Source organism: Janthinobacterium sp. LS2A (assembly GCF_036543145.1).
Taxonomy (GTDB): Bacteria; Pseudomonadota; Gammaproteobacteria; order Burkholderiales; family Burkholderiaceae_D; genus Janthinobacterium; species Janthinobacterium aestuarii.
Map to the genome: position 1 here is coordinate 158071 of NZ_JAZHPB010000002.1, position 16181 is coordinate 174251.

Consider the following 16181-nt stretch of genomic DNA (forward strand, 5'->3'; position numbering starts at 1 on the left):
ACCGGTATGCCAACTATAAAAACAAAGCCCATCTGCCACCACTGCAAAAGCGGCGAGTTTTCAAATACTATTTTTCAGCAAAACGGCATCCATGCCGGCCGCGATGGGCTGATCTTTTTTACCACACACAATATATAAAGCCGCTTGATTTATTAATTAGCCGGGCGTATATTTGGCTCGGGCACCGCATTGACGGCCGCCCCCAGGCCGAGGCAATCGCCTCCCGGTAAAAAATAAATAGATTCTGGAGACAACACAATGAACGTCAAACAATGCATCGCACTGGCTGTCCTGACGGCAGCCGGCGGCGCCGCCATGGCCGAGGAAGCAATCGTCGGCCTGATCACCAAGACCGATACCAACCCCTTCTTCGTGAAGATGAAAGAAGGCGCGCAGCAACGCGCGAAACTGAAGGGCGCCAAGCTGTTGACGGCGGCCGGACGCGCCGACGGCGACAACGCCGGCCAGGTGACGGCGATTGAAAACATGGTGGCCGCCGGTGCCAAGGCGATCATGATCACCCCGAGCGATTCGAAAGCCATCGTGCCGGCCATCAAGAAGGCGCGCGCGGCCGGCGTGCTGGTGATCGCCCTCGACAGCCCGACCGAGCCGCAGGACGCCACCGACGCGCTGTTCGCCACCGACAACTACAAGGCCGGCTTGCTGATCGGCCAATACGCGAAGGCCGCCTTCGCCGGCAAGCCCGTCAAGATCGCCATGCTGGACCTGTTCCCGGGCCATCCGGTGGGGATAGCCCGCCACAACGGTTTCCTGGCCGGCTATGGCGCGCCGGGCATCAGCGCCAAGACGGTCGGGCCGGCGAAAACCGCCGACGTGGTGTGCATGGCCGACAGCTTCGGCGACCAGGGCAAGGGTCAGACGGCGATGGAAAACTGCCTGCAGAAAAATCCCGACATCAATCTCGTGTACACCATCAACGAACCGGCCGCCGCCGGCGCCTACAAGGCGCTCAAGGCCCTGGGCAAGGAAAAGAACGTGATGATAGTTTCGGTCGACGGCGGCTGCGCCGGCGTGCGCGACGTCAAGGCCGGTGTCATCGCGGCGACCTCGCAGCAGTATCCGCTGAACATGGCGGGCCTGGGCGTCGAAGCCGGCGTCGAGTACGCCAAGAACGGGAAGAAGGCCAGCGGCTACGTCGATACCGGCGTCACCCTGATCAGCGACAAGCAGCAAGCGGGCGTCGAGAGCCGCGACACGGCGTTCGGCCTGAACTCCTGCTGGGGTAAATAAATCCACGCAGTCAGCCGCGTTCGGCAAGGCGATCTGCCTTGCCGGCGCGCGGCCGCCTGCGCGCCTCCTTTTTCCCCTCTTGAATATGGATAACAGATGCGTTCCACCGTTCCGACATTTATGCCGCCGCTCTCTAAACTGGGCCCGGTCATTGCCCTGCTCGCCGCCTGCGTGTTCTTTGCGTCGCAAAGCGACCGCTTCCTCAGCAGCCAGAATTTTTCCCTGATCTTGCAGCAAGTCATGGTCGTCGGCATCATCGCCATCGGCCAGACCCTGATCATCCTGACCGCCGGCATCGACCTGTCCTGCGGCATGGCCATGGCCCTGGGCTCGGTCATCATGACCAAATTCGCCGTCGACCTCGGCATGAACCCCTATCTCGCGATCGGGTGCGGCATCGCCGTCACCGTGCTGATCGGCTTCATCAACGGCGCGCTGGTGACCTCGATCAAGCTGCCGGCGTTTATCGTCACGCTGGGCACGATGAACATTGCCTTCGCCGTCACGCAGCTGTATTCGCAAGCCCAGACCGTCACCGGCCTGCCGGAAGCGATGGGATTTTTCGGCAACACCTTCCAGCTCGGCCAGGCCACCTTCACCTACGGCACCGTGCTGATGCTGGGCATGTACGTGCTGACCTGGCTGTACCTGCGCGAGACCGCGCCTGGCCGCCACCTGTACGCCGTCGGCAACAATCCGGAGGCGGCCCGTCTGACCGGCATCGCCACGAATAAAGTTTTGCTGGGCGTCTACATGATCGCCGGGATGTGCTACGGCATCGCCGCGCTGATGTCCGTGGCGCGCATGGGCGTGGGTGACCCGCAGGGCGGCCAGACCGACAACCTCGACAGCATCACCGCCGTCGTGCTCGGCGGCACCAGCCTGTTCGGCGGACGTGGTTCGATCATGGGCACCCTCGTCGGCGTGCTGATCGTCGGCGTGTTCCGCAACGGCCTGACCCTGATGGGCGTGTCCTCTGTGTACCAGATCCTGGTGACGGGCATCCTGGTCATCCTGGCCGTGGCCACCGATCAACTGACACACAAGAAAGGTTGATGAACATGACGACACATGTGCAACCGGTATTCCAGGCCCGCGGCCTGGTCAAGCGCTACGGCAGCGTGACCGCCCTCGACGGCACCGATTTCGATTTATTGCCGGGAGAAATACTCGCCGTGATCGGCGACAACGGCGCCGGCAAATCGTCGCTGATCAAGGCCCTGTCGGGCGCTCTCGTGCCCGACGAGGGCGAGATGCTGCTCGACGGCAAGCCGATCCATCTGAAGTCGCCGATCGACGCCCGCCGCTACGGCATCGAGACGGTGTACCAGGACCTGGCCGTGGCGCCAGCCATGACGATCGCCGAGAACCTGTTTCTCGGCCGTGAACTGCTGCGCAAAGGCATGTTGTCGCGCTTCCTGCGCTGCATCGACAAGAAGCGGATGCTGGCCGAGGCGGAAGCCCATATGCGCGATTTGAAAATCGGCATCCGCTCGATGAAGCAAGCCGTCGGCACCCTGTCGGGCGGCCAGCGCCAGGGCGTGGCCGTGGCGCGCAGCACGGCGTTTGCCAAACATGTCGTGATTCTCGATGAACCAACCGCCGCACTCGGCGTAAAGGAGGGCAATATGGTACTGGAACTGATACGCAATGTGCGCGACCGTGGCCTGCCGGTAATTCTGATCAGCCACAATATGCCGCACGTGTTCGAGATCGCCGACCGCATCCACGTGCAGCGCCTGGGCAAGCGCGTCGCCGTGCTGAACCCGAAGCACATCAGCATGTCCGACACCGTGGCGGTGATGACGGGCGCCAAGAGCGCCGAAGACTTCCCGGAGGAAGCTCATGCTTAAAGGAATCGATCCACTGCTCAGCCCGGAATTGCTGAAGATCCTGTGCGAAATGGGGCATGGCGAGGAAATCGTGCTGGTCGACGCCAACTTCACCAGCCAGACCCTGGGCCAGGGCAAGCCGCTCGTGCGCCTGCCCGGCATCGACCTCCAGCGCGCCAGCGCGGCGCTGCTGTCGGTGTTTCCGCTCGACGCCATGGTGGACCAGCCGGTCGCCTTCATGAAGGTATGCAACACCGCCGACGGCTACCTGTCGGCGCTGCAACGCACCATGCTCGAGCAGATCGCCGCCACCGGCGCCGCCACGCCGGAACAATGCGAGGCGGTCGAGCGCTTCGCCTTCTACGAACGCGTCAAGGGCGCCTACGCCATCGTGCAGACCGGCGAAATGCAGCCGTACGCCAATTTCCTGTTCAAGAAGGGTGTGATCAGCGATCCGCTGGCGGGCTGAGGAACTTGCAGCTGGAATAAAACATACAATATCAGGAGACAACCATGTCAAAGCACTTCACTGTTCTCGCCTCTTGCCTTGCCACCCTGCTGGTGGGCTGCGGCAGCGATAGCGACAGCACCAGCGGGCCGCCCCAGTCCAGCCACCTTGAAACCTACCGTCCCCAGCTCTCGTACACCGCCGCAAAAAACTGGCTGAACGATCCCAACGGACTGGTCTACCACGACGGCGAATACCACCTGTTCTACCAGTACAACCCGAACGGCAATACCTGGGGCGACATGTCCTGGGGCCACGCCGTCAGCACCGACCTGCTGCACTGGAACGAGCTGCCCGTCGCCCTGACGGCCGAAAAAGACGCTGGCGGCAAGCTCACGCAAATGTTCTTCTCCGGCAGCGTGGTGGTCGACACCAACAATACCAGCGGCCTTGGCAGCGCCGGCAAGCCTGCCATGGTGGCCATCTATACCAGTGTGTACCCGCAAGGAAAAACGCTGGCCAACGGACAGGTGCTCGCCCCCAACACCCAGTCCCAGTCCATCGCCTACAGCCTGGACCGGGGACGCACCTGGACGCAGTACGCCGCGAACCCGGTGATTGCCGCGCCACCGGCGCCGTTTGAAACCGAAGGGCAAAATTTCCGCGATCCAAAAGTCTTCTGGTATGCACCGGAGCAAAAATGGGTCATGGTTGCCGTGGCCTCGGAGAAGCATCAGGCGCTGCTGTTCTCGTCCAAAAACCTGCGCGACTGGACCTACATGAGCGCCTTTGGCCCGGCCAACGCCGTCGGTGGCATCTGGGAATGTCCCGACCTCTTCGAGCTGCCCGTCGATGGCGACGCCAGCAAACGCAAATGGGTGATGAACATCAACATCAACCCCGGCTCGGTGGCTGGCGGTTCCGGGGCGCATTATTTTGTGGGGAAATTCGACGGCACGCGCTTTGTGGCCGATGCCAACAGCGTGATCGACAAGAAGCCCCCCACGGGCACCGTCTACCAGGACTTTGAAGCGGCCAGCTTCGATGCCACCGGCTGGACATCGACGGGCGACTTTGCGGGCAAGACGCCCGTGGTCCCCTCGCATGGCGTGGCCGACAACCAGGGCAGCCAGTTGCTCGACACCTACCGGCTGGGCAAGGATGACGGCGCCACAGGCACGCTCACCTCACCCGCCTTTACCGTGTCCAACAAGTACATCAATCTGATGGTCGGCGGCGGGCGCCATCCGCGTCTGGCCGGTGCGGGCGACGGCACGGTGCCTGCGGGATCCTTGCTGTTCCCGGGCGCCGGTTTTGAAGGCCCGGCCAATGCCACCTACGCCGACCTGGGCTGGACGCCCGCCGGCGACCTGGTGGGGCAAAGGGTTGCCGCAGGAAGCGACGCCGATAGGCAAGCGGCAGCCGGCAAGCTGGGCGCGGGTGTGTTCAATTCCTTCTTCGGTGCCGGCGACACGCCCAAGGGCAGCCTGACGTCGCCCACCTTCACCATTTCCAGGGCCTATATCAACTTCCTCGTCGGGGGCGGCAACCATCCCTATGACAGCCCGAATCCTGTGGCGGTAGTGCTCAAGGTCAACGGCAAGGTGGTGCGCAGCGCCACCGGAGCGGACTCCGAACTGAACTGGACAAACTGGGACGTGCGCGAGTTCGCCGGACAGCAGGCCCAGATCGTCATCATCGACGACAACGACGGCGCCTGGGGACACATTCTTGCCGACGTGTTCGAGGCATCGGACCAGCCGGCCAAGCCCGTCAGCGATGAAACGACGGTCAACCTGCTGGTCAACGGCCAGGTGGTCAAAAGCGCAACCGGCGCCAATGCCGAAACTCTGAACTGGCGCAGCTGGAACGTGGACGCCTACCGGGGCAAGAGCGCGCAGATCCAGGTGGTCGACAAAAACACGGGCGGCTGGGGCCATATCCTGGTCGACCATATCGTCTTTTCGGACAGCGCCAAAGAGGAAGCCAACTGGCTCGACTACGGCGCCGACTTCTATGCCGCCGTGACCTGGAACGGCATACCCGATGGCAAGCGCATCGGCCTGGGCTGGATGAGCAACTGGGACTACGCAGGCAACACGCCCACCACCCCATGGCGCAGCGCGCAGACCTTCGCCCGGGAATTCACGCTGCGCACCATAGCCGGCCAGGCGCGGCTGGTGCAGCAGCCGGTGGACAACTTCAGCACACTGCGCAGCAAAGCGCTGTACAGCGCCCAGGACCGTTCCGTGGCCGCCGGCGTGCAAGCACTCGATATCGCCCCCGTCCCGGGTCAGGCCCTGGACATCGTGGCCAAATTCCAGCCGGGCAGTGCCACCGGTTTTGGCCTGAAGGTGCGCACCGGCACGAATGGAGAAGAAACCGTCATCGGCTATGACGCGGTAGCGGGCGAGGTCTACATCGACCGCAGCAAATCGGGCGACGCCAGCTTCAACGCCAGCTTTGCCGCCCGTCATACCGCCCCGCTGCCGCTGCGCACCGGCACGGTGGACCTGCGCATCGTGGTCGATACCTCGTCGGTAATGGTATTTGCGGGCAACGAGGTGGTGTTGACCGACCAGATCTTTCCGCAACCGTCCAGCAACGGTGTCGCGCTGTTCGCCGTGGGCGGCGCGGCAACACTGAAAGAGCTGACCATCTGGCCTTTGAAGTCGATCTGGGCCAAGCGCTAAAGCTGCACGGAAGCTCCAGCCATCTGGAGCTTCACTGGCGGGGCGGTGGATATGTAATAAAATGTCCTTCTTTTACGCCTGTAGAAACCGGACCCGCCCCGCCATGTCAGACAGCTTTACCGAAGAGGCGTGCGCGCCGCAAGCAGCCATCGACGATGTTCCATGGCTGCAGCCGCGCGGCTCGAACCAGATGGGCATGAGCCAGTTCAACGAGCGGGTGGTGCTGCAGGCCGTACGCTTGCACGGCAGCATGCCGAAGGCCGACCTGGCCCGGCTGACCAATCTGAGCACGCAAACGGTTTCCCTGATCATCAACCGCCTGCTGGACGACGGCCTGGTCAGCAAGCGCGCGCCCGTGCGCGGCAAGGTCGGCCAGCCGTCGGTGCCCATCATGCTCAATCCGGACGGCGCCTTCTCGATCGGCATCAAGATCGGCCGGCGCAGCCTCGACGTGTTGCTGGTCGATTTCGTCGGCAAGACGCGCGAGCGCCTGTCGTTCCCCTACTCCTTTCCCGTCCCCGACACCGTGTTCGGCCAGATCGAGTCGGCGCTGAAAAGCATGGCCGTGCTGCTGGGACCGAAGTTGCTGCCGCGCCTGTGCGGCGTCGGCATCGCCGCGCCGCTGGGCTTGGGCGGCTGGCAGAATCTGCTCGAGATGGCGCCGGAGCAGGCCAACGCGTGGGACAGCATCGACATCGGCCAGCGCGTGCAGGCGATGACGGCGTTGCCGGTCGAGTTCGCCAAGGATACGGCCGCCGCCTGCGTCGCCGAGCTGGTGCTGGGGCGCGGGCGCAGCATCAAGAACTTCCTGTACATCTTCGTCGACATCTTCATCGGTGGCGGCCTGGTCATCAACAGCCATTTGCACAGCGGCCTGCACGGCAACGCCGGCGCGGTCGGCTCCTTGCCGCTCGGCATGGCCACGGCCGGCGCCAGGAACCCGCCGGGCCAGTTGCTGGGCGACGCTTCCCTGTTCAACCTCGAGCAGTTGTACACCCTGGCCGGGCTGGACCCGGCCGCCGCCCACGACGGGCGCGCGCTGCAGGAACCGTTCGTCACGCACACCGCGGCCTGGCTCGACGACGCGGCGCGGGCCATCGCGCTGAGCATCACCAGCGCCACCTGCCTGCTCGACCTGGAGGGGGTGATTATCGACGGCTCCTTCGACCGCGGCCTGCTCGAACAATTGCTGGCCCAGGTCGAGCGCGCGCTGGAATGCTATAGCTGGGAGGGCATCGCCCGGCCGCAGGTGCTCGGCGGCACCGTCGGCTCCGACGCGCGCGCCGTCGGCGGCGCCTTCCTGCCCCTGTACGCGCATTTCGCACCGGACCGGGACCTGTTCCTCAAGTAAATGTTCTAATGGACCGGACGCCCTCCTTCAAACGGTATTGAGGTGCCCAAACAGGGGGCGTATCCGGCTCCAAACGAAAGAAGCGGCTACCATGAAGATGGAAGCTGATGGCGCCGCAATTCGTCAAGCCGCACGTCAAGACGAACAATGCTGCCGATGCGCAAGCGATCTGCGAAGCGGTGACCCGGCCCGGCATGCGGTTTGTACCGATCAAGACGGACGCGGTGCTGTCACGCCACCGAGTCCGTCAAGGTTTCGTGAAAGCAAGAACTTAATTACTCATATCAGGAGACCAACATGGACTTTCGAGACCCGCGATTCAGCGGACTCAGCATTGGTACCGGAGTCGTTCGCTACTCAGACCTCGGCTATTTGATTACCACGGACGACCTCTCTATCAGCGAGGGTTACACTGGTTCGTTACTGATTTCTCTGGATTGTGGAACCTGGGGCGCCGGCACAGTGCCATGGCTCGCCTGTTCCGGAACAGTCTGCCATGTGCCGGCCGAACGTTACCTGGCGCTGGGGACCGATGGGTCAGTAGAAGCCAGTGGTGGCGGCACTGTACTGGAAGAATCCATTGCCAGCTGCGGCGTAGACCCCAAAAAACGCGGCCCTCTGCGTGAAATCCGCGGCATCGCCAACGGTCGGGCCTATGCCGTGGGCACCTGCCGGCAGGCCTATGTGCGCGAAGGCGAAGACCAGTGGCGATGCATCGACCAGAGCACCCAGGTCGGTGACACCCCGATCACCGACACCAGCTTCGAATCCATCGATGGCTACAGCGAACAGGAAATCTACACTGTCGGCTGGGAAGGCGAAATCTGGCAATTCGACGGCGCCCTCTTCACCCGGCAGAACAGCCCGACCCAGCTCGCTCTCCACAAGGTTCGCTGCGCACCCGATGGCTTTGTCTACGCCTGCGGACAGCTGGGCACCTTGCTACGCGGACGCCATGACCAATGGGAAATGATCGAACATGAAAGCACGCAGGAAGACCTCTGGGGCATGGAGGTGTTCGATGGACAGCTTTATGTGTCTTCCACCCATTGCGTCTACCGGCTCGAGGACGGCAAGCTCAGGCCCGTCGACTTCGGCGACGACGTTCCGCTGACCTGTTATCACCTGAGCGCGGCCGACGGCATCATGTGGTCCATCGGAGCCAAGGATGTCATGCAGTTCGATGGTTCGACTTGGACGCGTTGCCTGAGAATTGACTAAGAAAAACTCTTGCGATAGATATTGATGTCCTTGCCGACGATGGGCTGGCGCGAAAAGCGTTCGAAGCGCAAACCGAGCTTGTTGATCAAGTTGATCGAAGGCTGGTTCTGCGGCGACACGAGGCCATATACGGCCGGCAGGCACAGCACGTCGCGCGCATGGCGCAGCACGCTAGCTGCAGCCTCCCAGGCCAGGCCCTGGCCGCAATACGCGGGCAGCAGCGCGTAGCCGATATCGGGACCCGGCATGGTGGCGCGCTTGATCAGGCCGCACATGCCGATCGCCACGTTGTCAACGCGGTGCTCGACGATATAGAAAGAGTAGCCGAGTTCCTGCTGCTGCGCGATCGGGCCCGTTTCCAGCGCCGCGCGCGCCGCGTCCACGGTATGGATCTGACGGTCGCCGATGGTCGCCAGCCAGGTCGGCTCGTTCACCAGCCCGAGGAAAAACGCCGCGTCATCGACGCTGGCGGTACGCAGACGCAGGCGGGGCGTCTCGATCACGGTGACGGCGCCGCTCATGCCGGCCACTGCATCGGGTCGGTCAGCAGCTGGTACATCACGTAGGCGTCGACATAGCCGAGCTGCGCGTGGCGGTAGGCCAGCGGCAAGGTGGCGACCACCGTGAAGCCCAGTTTTTTCCACAAGGTGACGGCGGCCAGGTTGGTGCTGACGACGAAGTTGAACTGCATCGCCAGGTAGCCCGCGCGGCGCGCTTCTTCCATGCAGTGCACGCCCAGCAGGCGGCCCACGCCCACGCCCTGCGCGGCCGGGTCGACCATGAACGAGGCATTGGCCACGTGCGATCCATGGCCAGGCTGATTCGCCACCAACTTGTACATGCCCAGCAGGCGCTCCGCGCCCATGGTGGCGACAAAGCTTTGTACGCCGGGGCCGAACCAGTAGGCGTGGCATGCTTCGCGCGTGGTATCGGCGGGGAAGGAATACGTGTCGCCGCCGGCCACCAGGGTCTGGAAGATCGGCCACATGGCGTCGAAATCGGCTTCGCTGGCCGGGCGGATATCAATTTCTTTCAAGTCGGTGCTCCCGATAACAAGTGATGGCTGATTGTATCAGCGGCCCAGGCGGAAGTTCACGCTGTCAGGGCGCCCCGGCAAGTGCAGGCGCGATTGCGCGCGCGGCGCTTCGCTGACGATTTTCCCGCGCCGCAGCACCAGGCGCCGCGCCGCGCGCAGGCGCAGCGCTTCCACGGTACTGCCGCAATCGAGGATCAGCAAATCCGCATGGCAGCCGGGCGCAATGCCGTAGCCATCGAGGCCCAGGATGCGCGCCGGCGTTTCCGTCACGGCCAGGAAGCAGTCGTGCATCGCTTGCTGGCCCGTCATCTGCGCCACGTGCAAACCCATGTGCGCCACTTCCAGCATGTCGCCCGAACCGAGGCTGTACCACGGGTCCATCACGCAGTCGTGGCCAAAGGCGACGGGGATGCCGGCGGCCAGCATCTCGGGCACGCGCGTCATGCCGCGCCGCTTCGGATACGTATCGTGGCGTGCCTGCAAGGTGATGTTGATGAGGGGATTGGCGATGGCCGCCACGCCTGCCTCGCGGATCAGCGGCAGCAGTTTGCTCACATAATAATTGTCCATCGAATGCATGGACGTCAGGTGCGATCCCGTCACCCTGCCCTGCATGCCAAGGCGCTGGCTGTGGAAGGCCAGGGTTTCGATGTGGCGCGACAGCGGGTCGTCCGACTCGTCGCAATGCATGTCGACCATCAGCCCCCGCTCGCAGGCGAATTCGCACAGCAGGCGCACGGATTCCGCGCCGTCCGCCATGGTGCGCTCGAAATGCGGGATGCCGCCCACCACGTCGACGCCCATGGCGATCGCGCGCTTCAGATTGTCGAAGGCACCGGGGCTGCGCAGGATGCCGTCCTGCGGGAACGCCACCAGCTGCAAATCGAGATATGGCGCGACTTGCCGCTTGACGTCGAGCAGCGCTTCGACGGCCAGCAGGCGCGGGTCGCAGATATCGACGTGCGAGCGGATGGCCAGCAAGCCGCGCGCCACGGCCCAGTCGCAATACTGCAGGGCGCGGTCCACCAGCGCCTGCTGCGTCAATTGCGGCTTCAGCTCGCCCCACAGGGCGATGCCTTCGAGCAGGGTGCCAGAGGCGTTCACGCGCGGCAAGCCATAGCTGAGCGTGGCGTCCATGTGGAAGTGGGCATCGACGAAGGGCGGCGTGACGAGGTCGCCGGCGGCGTCGATCTCTTGCGCGCCCGTCACGGGCAAGGCGGTGCCGACGGCGGCGATGCGGCCGCCCTCGATGGCGATATCGATGGCGCAGCGCCCGTCGGGCAGGCTGGCATTGCGGATGACTAGGTCCATGCGGACACTCCTTCGGTTGACTACGGTACCTGGTGTTTCGAGTGCATTGCCATCGTATCTTTTCAAGCATGTTGCAGTGCAAGAATACAGTCACTGGCAAAAGCGTAGCCATAGTTTCCTTGGCAACGCTTTGCGCCCGCGCAAACTTGTGACAAATGCTGCCAGGCGCACCAATAGGGGAAGCACACGGCACACGCCCTTGAGAAAATAGCTTTCAACTAACTTGAATCACCGCTAGAATATTCATATTGCGTTGCATCATAAAAAGCCTATGATCAGCTGTTTAGCACGCTACCTACTTTACAAAACGCGGCCAACTCTGGTTTTCGGGATTTTGCAGAGCGTTTTGCCAGCATTTTAATCCGTACAAAGGAGTAAATATGTTTCCGCTTCCTGAACAATTTTCCAGCGCCGCCAAGTCGCAACTGGAAAGCCAGCTGCAAATCTTCAGCACCCTCACCAGCAAAGTCTTTGAAAGCGCCGAGAAAATCATCGCGCTGAACCTGAACGCGGGCAAGGCCGCCATCTCGCAAACGGCGGAGACGGCCCAGCACCTGCTGGAAACGCAGGACCCGCGCGACTTCTTCAGCTACAGCAGCAGCCAGGCGCAGCCGAACATCGAAAGCGTGCTGGCCTACAGCCGCCAGCTGTTCGGCATCGCCTCGAGCACCCAGGCGGAATTGCTGGCCTCGGCCAAGGCACGCCTCGATGAAGCCGCGCCTGTCGCCGCACCCGCTCCTGCCGCAGCCAAGCCAGCGCTGGCAGCTGTACCTGCGCCTGCTGCCGCGCCTGCCGCTGTGCCTGCACCAGCGCCAGCAGCGGCACCTGCGCCCGTTGCCGCCAAGCCTGCCGAAGTAGCCAAGCCTGCCGCCGCGCCGGCAGCCAAACCAGCAGCAGCGCCTGCCAAGGTTGCCGAGAAGGCCGCCGACAAGCCGGCAGTGAAAGCGGTGGAAGCCAAACCGGCAGCCAAGCCGGAAGCGGCCAAACCCGCACCCGCCGCCGCACCAGCACCAGCGCCGGCGAAAGCCGCCGCACCAGCACCGGCCAAGCCTGCCGCAAAACCATTTCCTTCGAGCAAACCGGCCAGCGCCGCCGGCAAGACCGTGGCCAAGGCCGCCGTCAAGCACGCGCCTGCCCCAGCCGCCAAGCCGGCAGCCAAGGCCGCGCCCAAAGGCACGCCATCGAAACAGCTCGACATGCTGGGCGGCGCTAAAGGCAGCGGCCGCAAGTAAGCCTCGCGCGCACCACTGACGCAGCAAAACAACGGGCTACGGCCCGTTTTTTGCGTGCCCGTCCACAGCGCGCTTTTCCGCCTTGTTGTATCCTACGCGTACTTTCCGTCCGCGTGCCCGCCCTTCCGCCCCGCGACACCCCATTACTACAAAACAAAAGGTAACCATGAGTTTATCGAGGCTCATCGCCGGCTTCGTGCGTCAGCATTGGCCGGCGTATGCCGCCGCTGCCGTCATGCTGACAGGCGTGGCAACACTGACCGTCTGGATTCCGCGCCGCGTGGGCGCCATCATCGACGCGCTGGCCGCGCACCGCATGACGGCGGCCGAACTGTGGCTTGAGCTGCTGACCCTGCTCGCCGTCGGCGTCGTCATCTACTTCCTGCGCGTGGGCTGGCGCATCACCCTGTTCAAGGCCGCCTACCAGCTGGGCGTGATGCTGCGCACGCGCTTCTACACGCGCATGTCGCAGCAGGGCGCGTCGTTCTACCAGAACCAGCGCACGGGCGACCTGATGGCGCTGGCGACGAACGACATCGACGCCATCGAAATGGCCGCCGGCGAAGCCATGCTGGCCGGCTTCGACGGCACCCTGACCCTGCTGATGGTGCTCGGCATCATGCTGCTGGGCGTGGACTGGCGCCTGGCCTGCATCGCCCTCTTGCCTTTCCCGCTGATGGGACTGGCCTTCTGGCGCATCTCGAGCCATATCCACACGGCGTCGACGGATTCCTTAAAGCGCTTTGCCGCGCTGAACGACCATGTGCAAGAGTCCTTGTCGGGCGTGCGCACCTTGCGCGCGCTGGGCCTGGAAGAGCGCAGCAGCAAGCAGTTCTCCACCCTGGCCGGCCATGCGGCCAACGCCAGCCTGACGGCGCAGCGCTGGGAAGCGGCATACGAACCGGCCGTCGGCCTGACCCTGACGGCCGCCACGGCGCTGACCCTGGGCCTGGGCGGCTACCTCGTGTGGCAAGACCAGCTGACCATCGGCGCGCTGACGAGCTTTTCCATGTACCTGGGCCAGCTGATCTGGCCCATGTTCGCCGCCGGCTGGGTGCTGTCCCTGATCGAACGGGGCCGCGCCGCCTGGCAGCGCTTGCAGCCGATGCTCGATGCGCCGCTGGCCATCGACGACCACGGCACCATCGCCACCCTGACGCCCGGCCCCCTGCAATTGCAGGACGTCGGCTTTGCCTACGCGGGCCAGACGGCGCCGGCACTGTCCGGCATCTCGCTGCGTTTGCTGCCGGGCCAGACCCTGGGCCTCGTCGGTCCGACGGGCAGCGGCAAGTCGACCCTGCTGCGCGTGCTGCTGCGCCAGGTGACGCCGCAATCAGGCCAAGCCACATGGAACGGCCAGCCGCTCGACGCCTACACCCTGCATGCGCTGCGTGCTGCCATCAGCTGGGTGCCGCAAGAGTCGTTTTTATTCTCCGCCACCATCGCCGACAATATCGCCCTGGCCCGCCCCGGCGCCACGCGCGAGGAAGTGGAACGGGCGGCGCAGCTGGCCGACATCCATGCCGATATTTTGCAGTTCCCCGATGGCTATCAGACTCACGTGGGCGAGAAAGGCATCACCCTGTCCGGCGGCCAGCGCCAGCGCGTGGCGATTGCACGGGCTCTCCTGGCCGACAACGGCTTGCTGCTATTGGATGATGCGCTGTCCGCCGTCGACACGGGCACGGAAACGCGCATCCTGCAGCACCTGGAAGAACTGCGCGCGCGCCGCCCCGAACGCAGCGCCATCATCGCCAGCCACCGCCTGAGCGCCGTCGTCAACGCGGACCTGATTCTGGTCCTGCGCGACGGCTACGTTACGGAAACGGGCAACCACGACGCGCTGATGCAGCGCGACGGCTGGTATGCCAGCCAGTGGCGCTATCAACAACTGGAGGCCAGCCTCGATGCCATCTAAGACAGACCAAACAGATACAGCCACCCAATCCGTGCGCCGCCAGGCCGCGCAAGCGATCGGCCTGCTACGCCGCGCCGCCGCGCCCGACCTGCGCCATTTGTATTGGGCCACGTTCTGGCTGATCATCGCCGCCGCGCTCGAAGTGACGGGACCGATCCTGGGCAAGGCCCTGATCGACCAGCACCTGCTGCCGCGCCACCTCGACTGGACGCGCATGTCATTGCTGCTGGGCGGCTGCCTGCTGACGGGCTGGGTCGCGTCCGGCCTGCGCTATCTGCAGCTGGTGCGCCTGTCCGGCCTGGCCATGCGCTCGGTGCAGCGCCTGCGCGAAACCGTCTACCAGCACGTGCTGCGCCTGCCGATGAGTTTTTTCGACCGCGCCATCACGGGGCAGCTGGTCAGCCGCGTCACCAACGACACGGAAGCCGTGAAATCGCTGTACGTGCAGGTGCTGTTCGTCATCCTCGACAGCTCCATCGTTTTGGTCGGCACCATGGCCGCCATGGCTTTCCTCGACTGGCGCTTGATGCTGATCGTGCTGGCCCTGCTGCCGGCCGTGCTGGTCATCGTCTTCCTGTACCAGCGCTGGAGCGCGCCTGCCGTCACGCGCGCGCGCGCCCTGCGCAGCGAGATCAACGGCCAGATCGCCGAATCGATCGGCGGCATGAGCGTGCTGCAGGCGAATAACGCGGAAAAGCGCTTCGGCGCGCGTTTCACGGGCATCAACCAGGACCACTACACGGCGCGCATGCAGGAATTGCGCGCCAACGCCTGGCTGCTGCGCCCCGCGCTCGACATGCTCAACATCGTGCTGCTGGCCGTCGTCATCTTCAGCTTCGGCCGGCGCGAGATGGGCGCCGTGGAAGTGGGCGTGCTGTATGCGTTCATCAGCTACATCGCGCGCGTGATCGAACCGCTGATCCAGATCACCATGCAGTTCAGCCAGCTGCAGCAGTCGGTGGTGGCCACGGCGCGCGTCTCGGCCCTGCTCGACGAAGCGCAGGCGCTCGAACATGCGCAGGGGCGGGAAACTCCGGCCCTGCGGCAGGCGACAGCGGGCAGCGAACTGCCCGCCGTCGACATCAGGAAGCTGACGTTCGCCTACGTGGAAAACCAGCCCGTGCTGCACGAGCTGTCGCTGACGATACCGCAAGGCGCTTTCTTCGGCATCGTCGGCCACACGGGCAGCGGCAAGTCGACCCTGCTGTCGCTGCTGCTGCGCTTTTACCCCGTCACGCAAGGCAGCATCGCCATCAATGGCGTGGCCCTCGACAGCATCGACAACGAGCACTTCCGCGCCGACGTGGGCCTGGTGCCGCAAGACCCCTTCCTGCTGGCCGCCTCGGCGCGCGAAAACATCGACATGGGCCGCGGCTACACGCAGGCACAGATCGAGACGGCCGCGCGCGCCGCGCATGCGCACGACTTCATCGCGGCGCTGGAACACGGCTACGACACGCCGCTGGGCGAAGGCGGCTCGCGCCTGTCGTCGGGGCAAAAGCAGCTGATCGCCATTGCCCGCGCGCTGGCCGGCCAGCCGCGCATCTTGCTGCTCGACGAAGCGACGTCGCGCATCGATAGCCAGACGGAGCAGATCGTGCAGCTGGCCCTCAACGAATTGCGCGGCAAGGTCACCATCATCGCCATCGCCCACCGCCTGTCAACCATCCGCGAAGCCGACCGTATCATCGTGCTCAATCACGGCCGCATCACGGAAGCGGGGCCGCACGACGCCCTGATGCAGATCGAAGGCGGCCTGTACCAGCGCCTGTACCTGCTGCAGCAGCTGGCCCAGTAGTAGCGCCTTGTCAATGCCGGCCGTGTGCACTTTCGCAAATTTCTGCGGTGCGCATGATATTTCTTGATTGCAACAGAATATAATCTGTTA

Annotated in this window: 13 protein-coding genes and 1 pseudogene; 11 read left to right on the plus strand and 3 right to left on the minus strand. The window is 64.1% G+C overall.

Annotated elements, in window-relative coordinates; genetic code table 11:
- Positions 1 to 258 precede the first annotated feature (258 nt).
- From V3C40_RS06535 to V3C40_RS06570, 8 genes and pseudogenes are all read left to right on the plus strand, one after another.
- The gene (locus V3C40_RS06535) at positions 259 to 1251 is read left to right on the plus strand and encodes a sugar ABC transporter substrate-binding protein (RefSeq protein WP_331776933.1); all 993 of its coding nucleotides are present in this window, start codon (positions 259 to 261) and stop codon (positions 1249 to 1251) included.
- Positions 1252 to 1347: 96 nt separating this feature from the next.
- A complete protein-coding gene (locus tag V3C40_RS06540; protein WP_046686049.1) occupies positions 1348 to 2307 on the plus strand; it encodes an ABC transporter permease in 960 nt (319 codons plus the stop codon).
- Positions 2307 to 3104, plus strand: coding sequence for an ATP-binding cassette domain-containing protein (locus V3C40_RS06545; RefSeq protein WP_331776934.1), 798 nt, complete (start codon positions 2307 to 2309; stop codon positions 3102 to 3104). Before V3C40_RS06540 ends, V3C40_RS06545 begins: the two co-directional genes overlap by 1 nt.
- A complete protein-coding gene (locus tag V3C40_RS06550; RefSeq protein ID WP_331776935.1) occupies positions 3097 to 3552 on the plus strand; it encodes an RbsD/FucU family protein in 456 nt (151 codons plus the stop codon). The genes V3C40_RS06545 and V3C40_RS06550 overlap by 8 nt, the downstream gene beginning before the upstream one ends.
- 44 nt (positions 3553 to 3596) lie before the next feature.
- Positions 3597 to 6224 carry a GH32 C-terminal domain-containing protein gene (locus V3C40_RS06555; protein ID WP_331776936.1) on the plus strand — a complete coding sequence of 876 codons (2628 nt, stop codon included), beginning with the start codon at positions 3597 to 3599 and terminating at the stop codon, positions 6222 to 6224.
- 103 nt (positions 6225 to 6327) lie between these two features.
- Positions 6328 to 7575 (plus strand): ROK family transcriptional regulator, encoded by a 1248-nt coding sequence (locus tag V3C40_RS06560; protein WP_219327761.1) that lies wholly within the window; start codon positions 6328 to 6330, stop codon positions 7573 to 7575.
- 101 nt (positions 7576 to 7676) lie between these two features.
- Positions 7677 to 7847: pseudogene (locus V3C40_RS06565) on the plus strand (IS110 family transposase); the annotation flags it as partial.
- A 25-nt stretch (positions 7848 to 7872) separates the two neighbouring features.
- Positions 7873 to 8796 carry a hypothetical protein gene (locus tag V3C40_RS06570; RefSeq protein ID WP_331776937.1) on the plus strand — a complete coding sequence of 308 codons (924 nt, stop codon included), beginning with the start codon at positions 7873 to 7875 and terminating at the stop codon, positions 8794 to 8796.
- On the opposite strand, the gene V3C40_RS06575 is transcribed toward V3C40_RS06570, so the two are convergent.
- The 3 genes from V3C40_RS06575 to V3C40_RS06585 are packed head-to-tail and all read right to left on the minus strand — an operon-like array spanning position 8793 to position 11143.
- The gene (locus tag V3C40_RS06575) at positions 8793 to 9317 is read right to left on the minus strand and encodes a GNAT family N-acetyltransferase (protein WP_331776938.1); all 525 of its coding nucleotides are present in this window, start codon (positions 9315 to 9317) and stop codon (positions 8793 to 8795) included. The two genes, V3C40_RS06570 and V3C40_RS06575, sit on opposite strands and share 4 nt — an antisense overlap.
- Positions 9314 to 9832, minus strand: coding sequence for a GNAT family N-acetyltransferase (locus tag V3C40_RS06580; RefSeq protein ID WP_331776939.1), 519 nt, complete (start codon positions 9830 to 9832; stop codon positions 9314 to 9316). The genes V3C40_RS06575 and V3C40_RS06580 overlap by 4 nt, the downstream gene beginning before the upstream one ends.
- A 36-nt stretch (positions 9833 to 9868) precedes the next feature.
- Entirely contained in the window at positions 9869 to 11143 is a 1275-nt protein-coding gene (locus V3C40_RS06585) for an amidohydrolase family protein (protein WP_072455583.1), read from the minus strand.
- A 380-nt stretch (positions 11144 to 11523) separates the two neighbouring features.
- Between V3C40_RS06585 and V3C40_RS06590 the strand changes: the two genes are divergently transcribed.
- From V3C40_RS06590 to V3C40_RS06600, 3 genes are all read left to right on the plus strand, one after another.
- The gene (locus V3C40_RS06590) at positions 11524 to 12375 is read left to right on the plus strand and encodes a phasin family protein (protein WP_331776940.1); all 852 of its coding nucleotides are present in this window, start codon (positions 11524 to 11526) and stop codon (positions 12373 to 12375) included.
- A gap of 166 nt (positions 12376 to 12541) precedes the next feature.
- Entirely contained in the window at positions 12542 to 14293 is a 1752-nt protein-coding gene (locus tag V3C40_RS06595; protein WP_331776941.1) for an ABC transporter ATP-binding protein, read from the plus strand.
- A complete protein-coding gene (locus V3C40_RS06600; protein ID WP_331776942.1) occupies positions 14283 to 16091 on the plus strand; it encodes an ABC transporter ATP-binding protein in 1809 nt (602 codons plus the stop codon). Before V3C40_RS06595 ends, V3C40_RS06600 begins: the two co-directional genes overlap by 11 nt.
- Positions 16092 to 16181 lie beyond the last annotated feature (90 nt).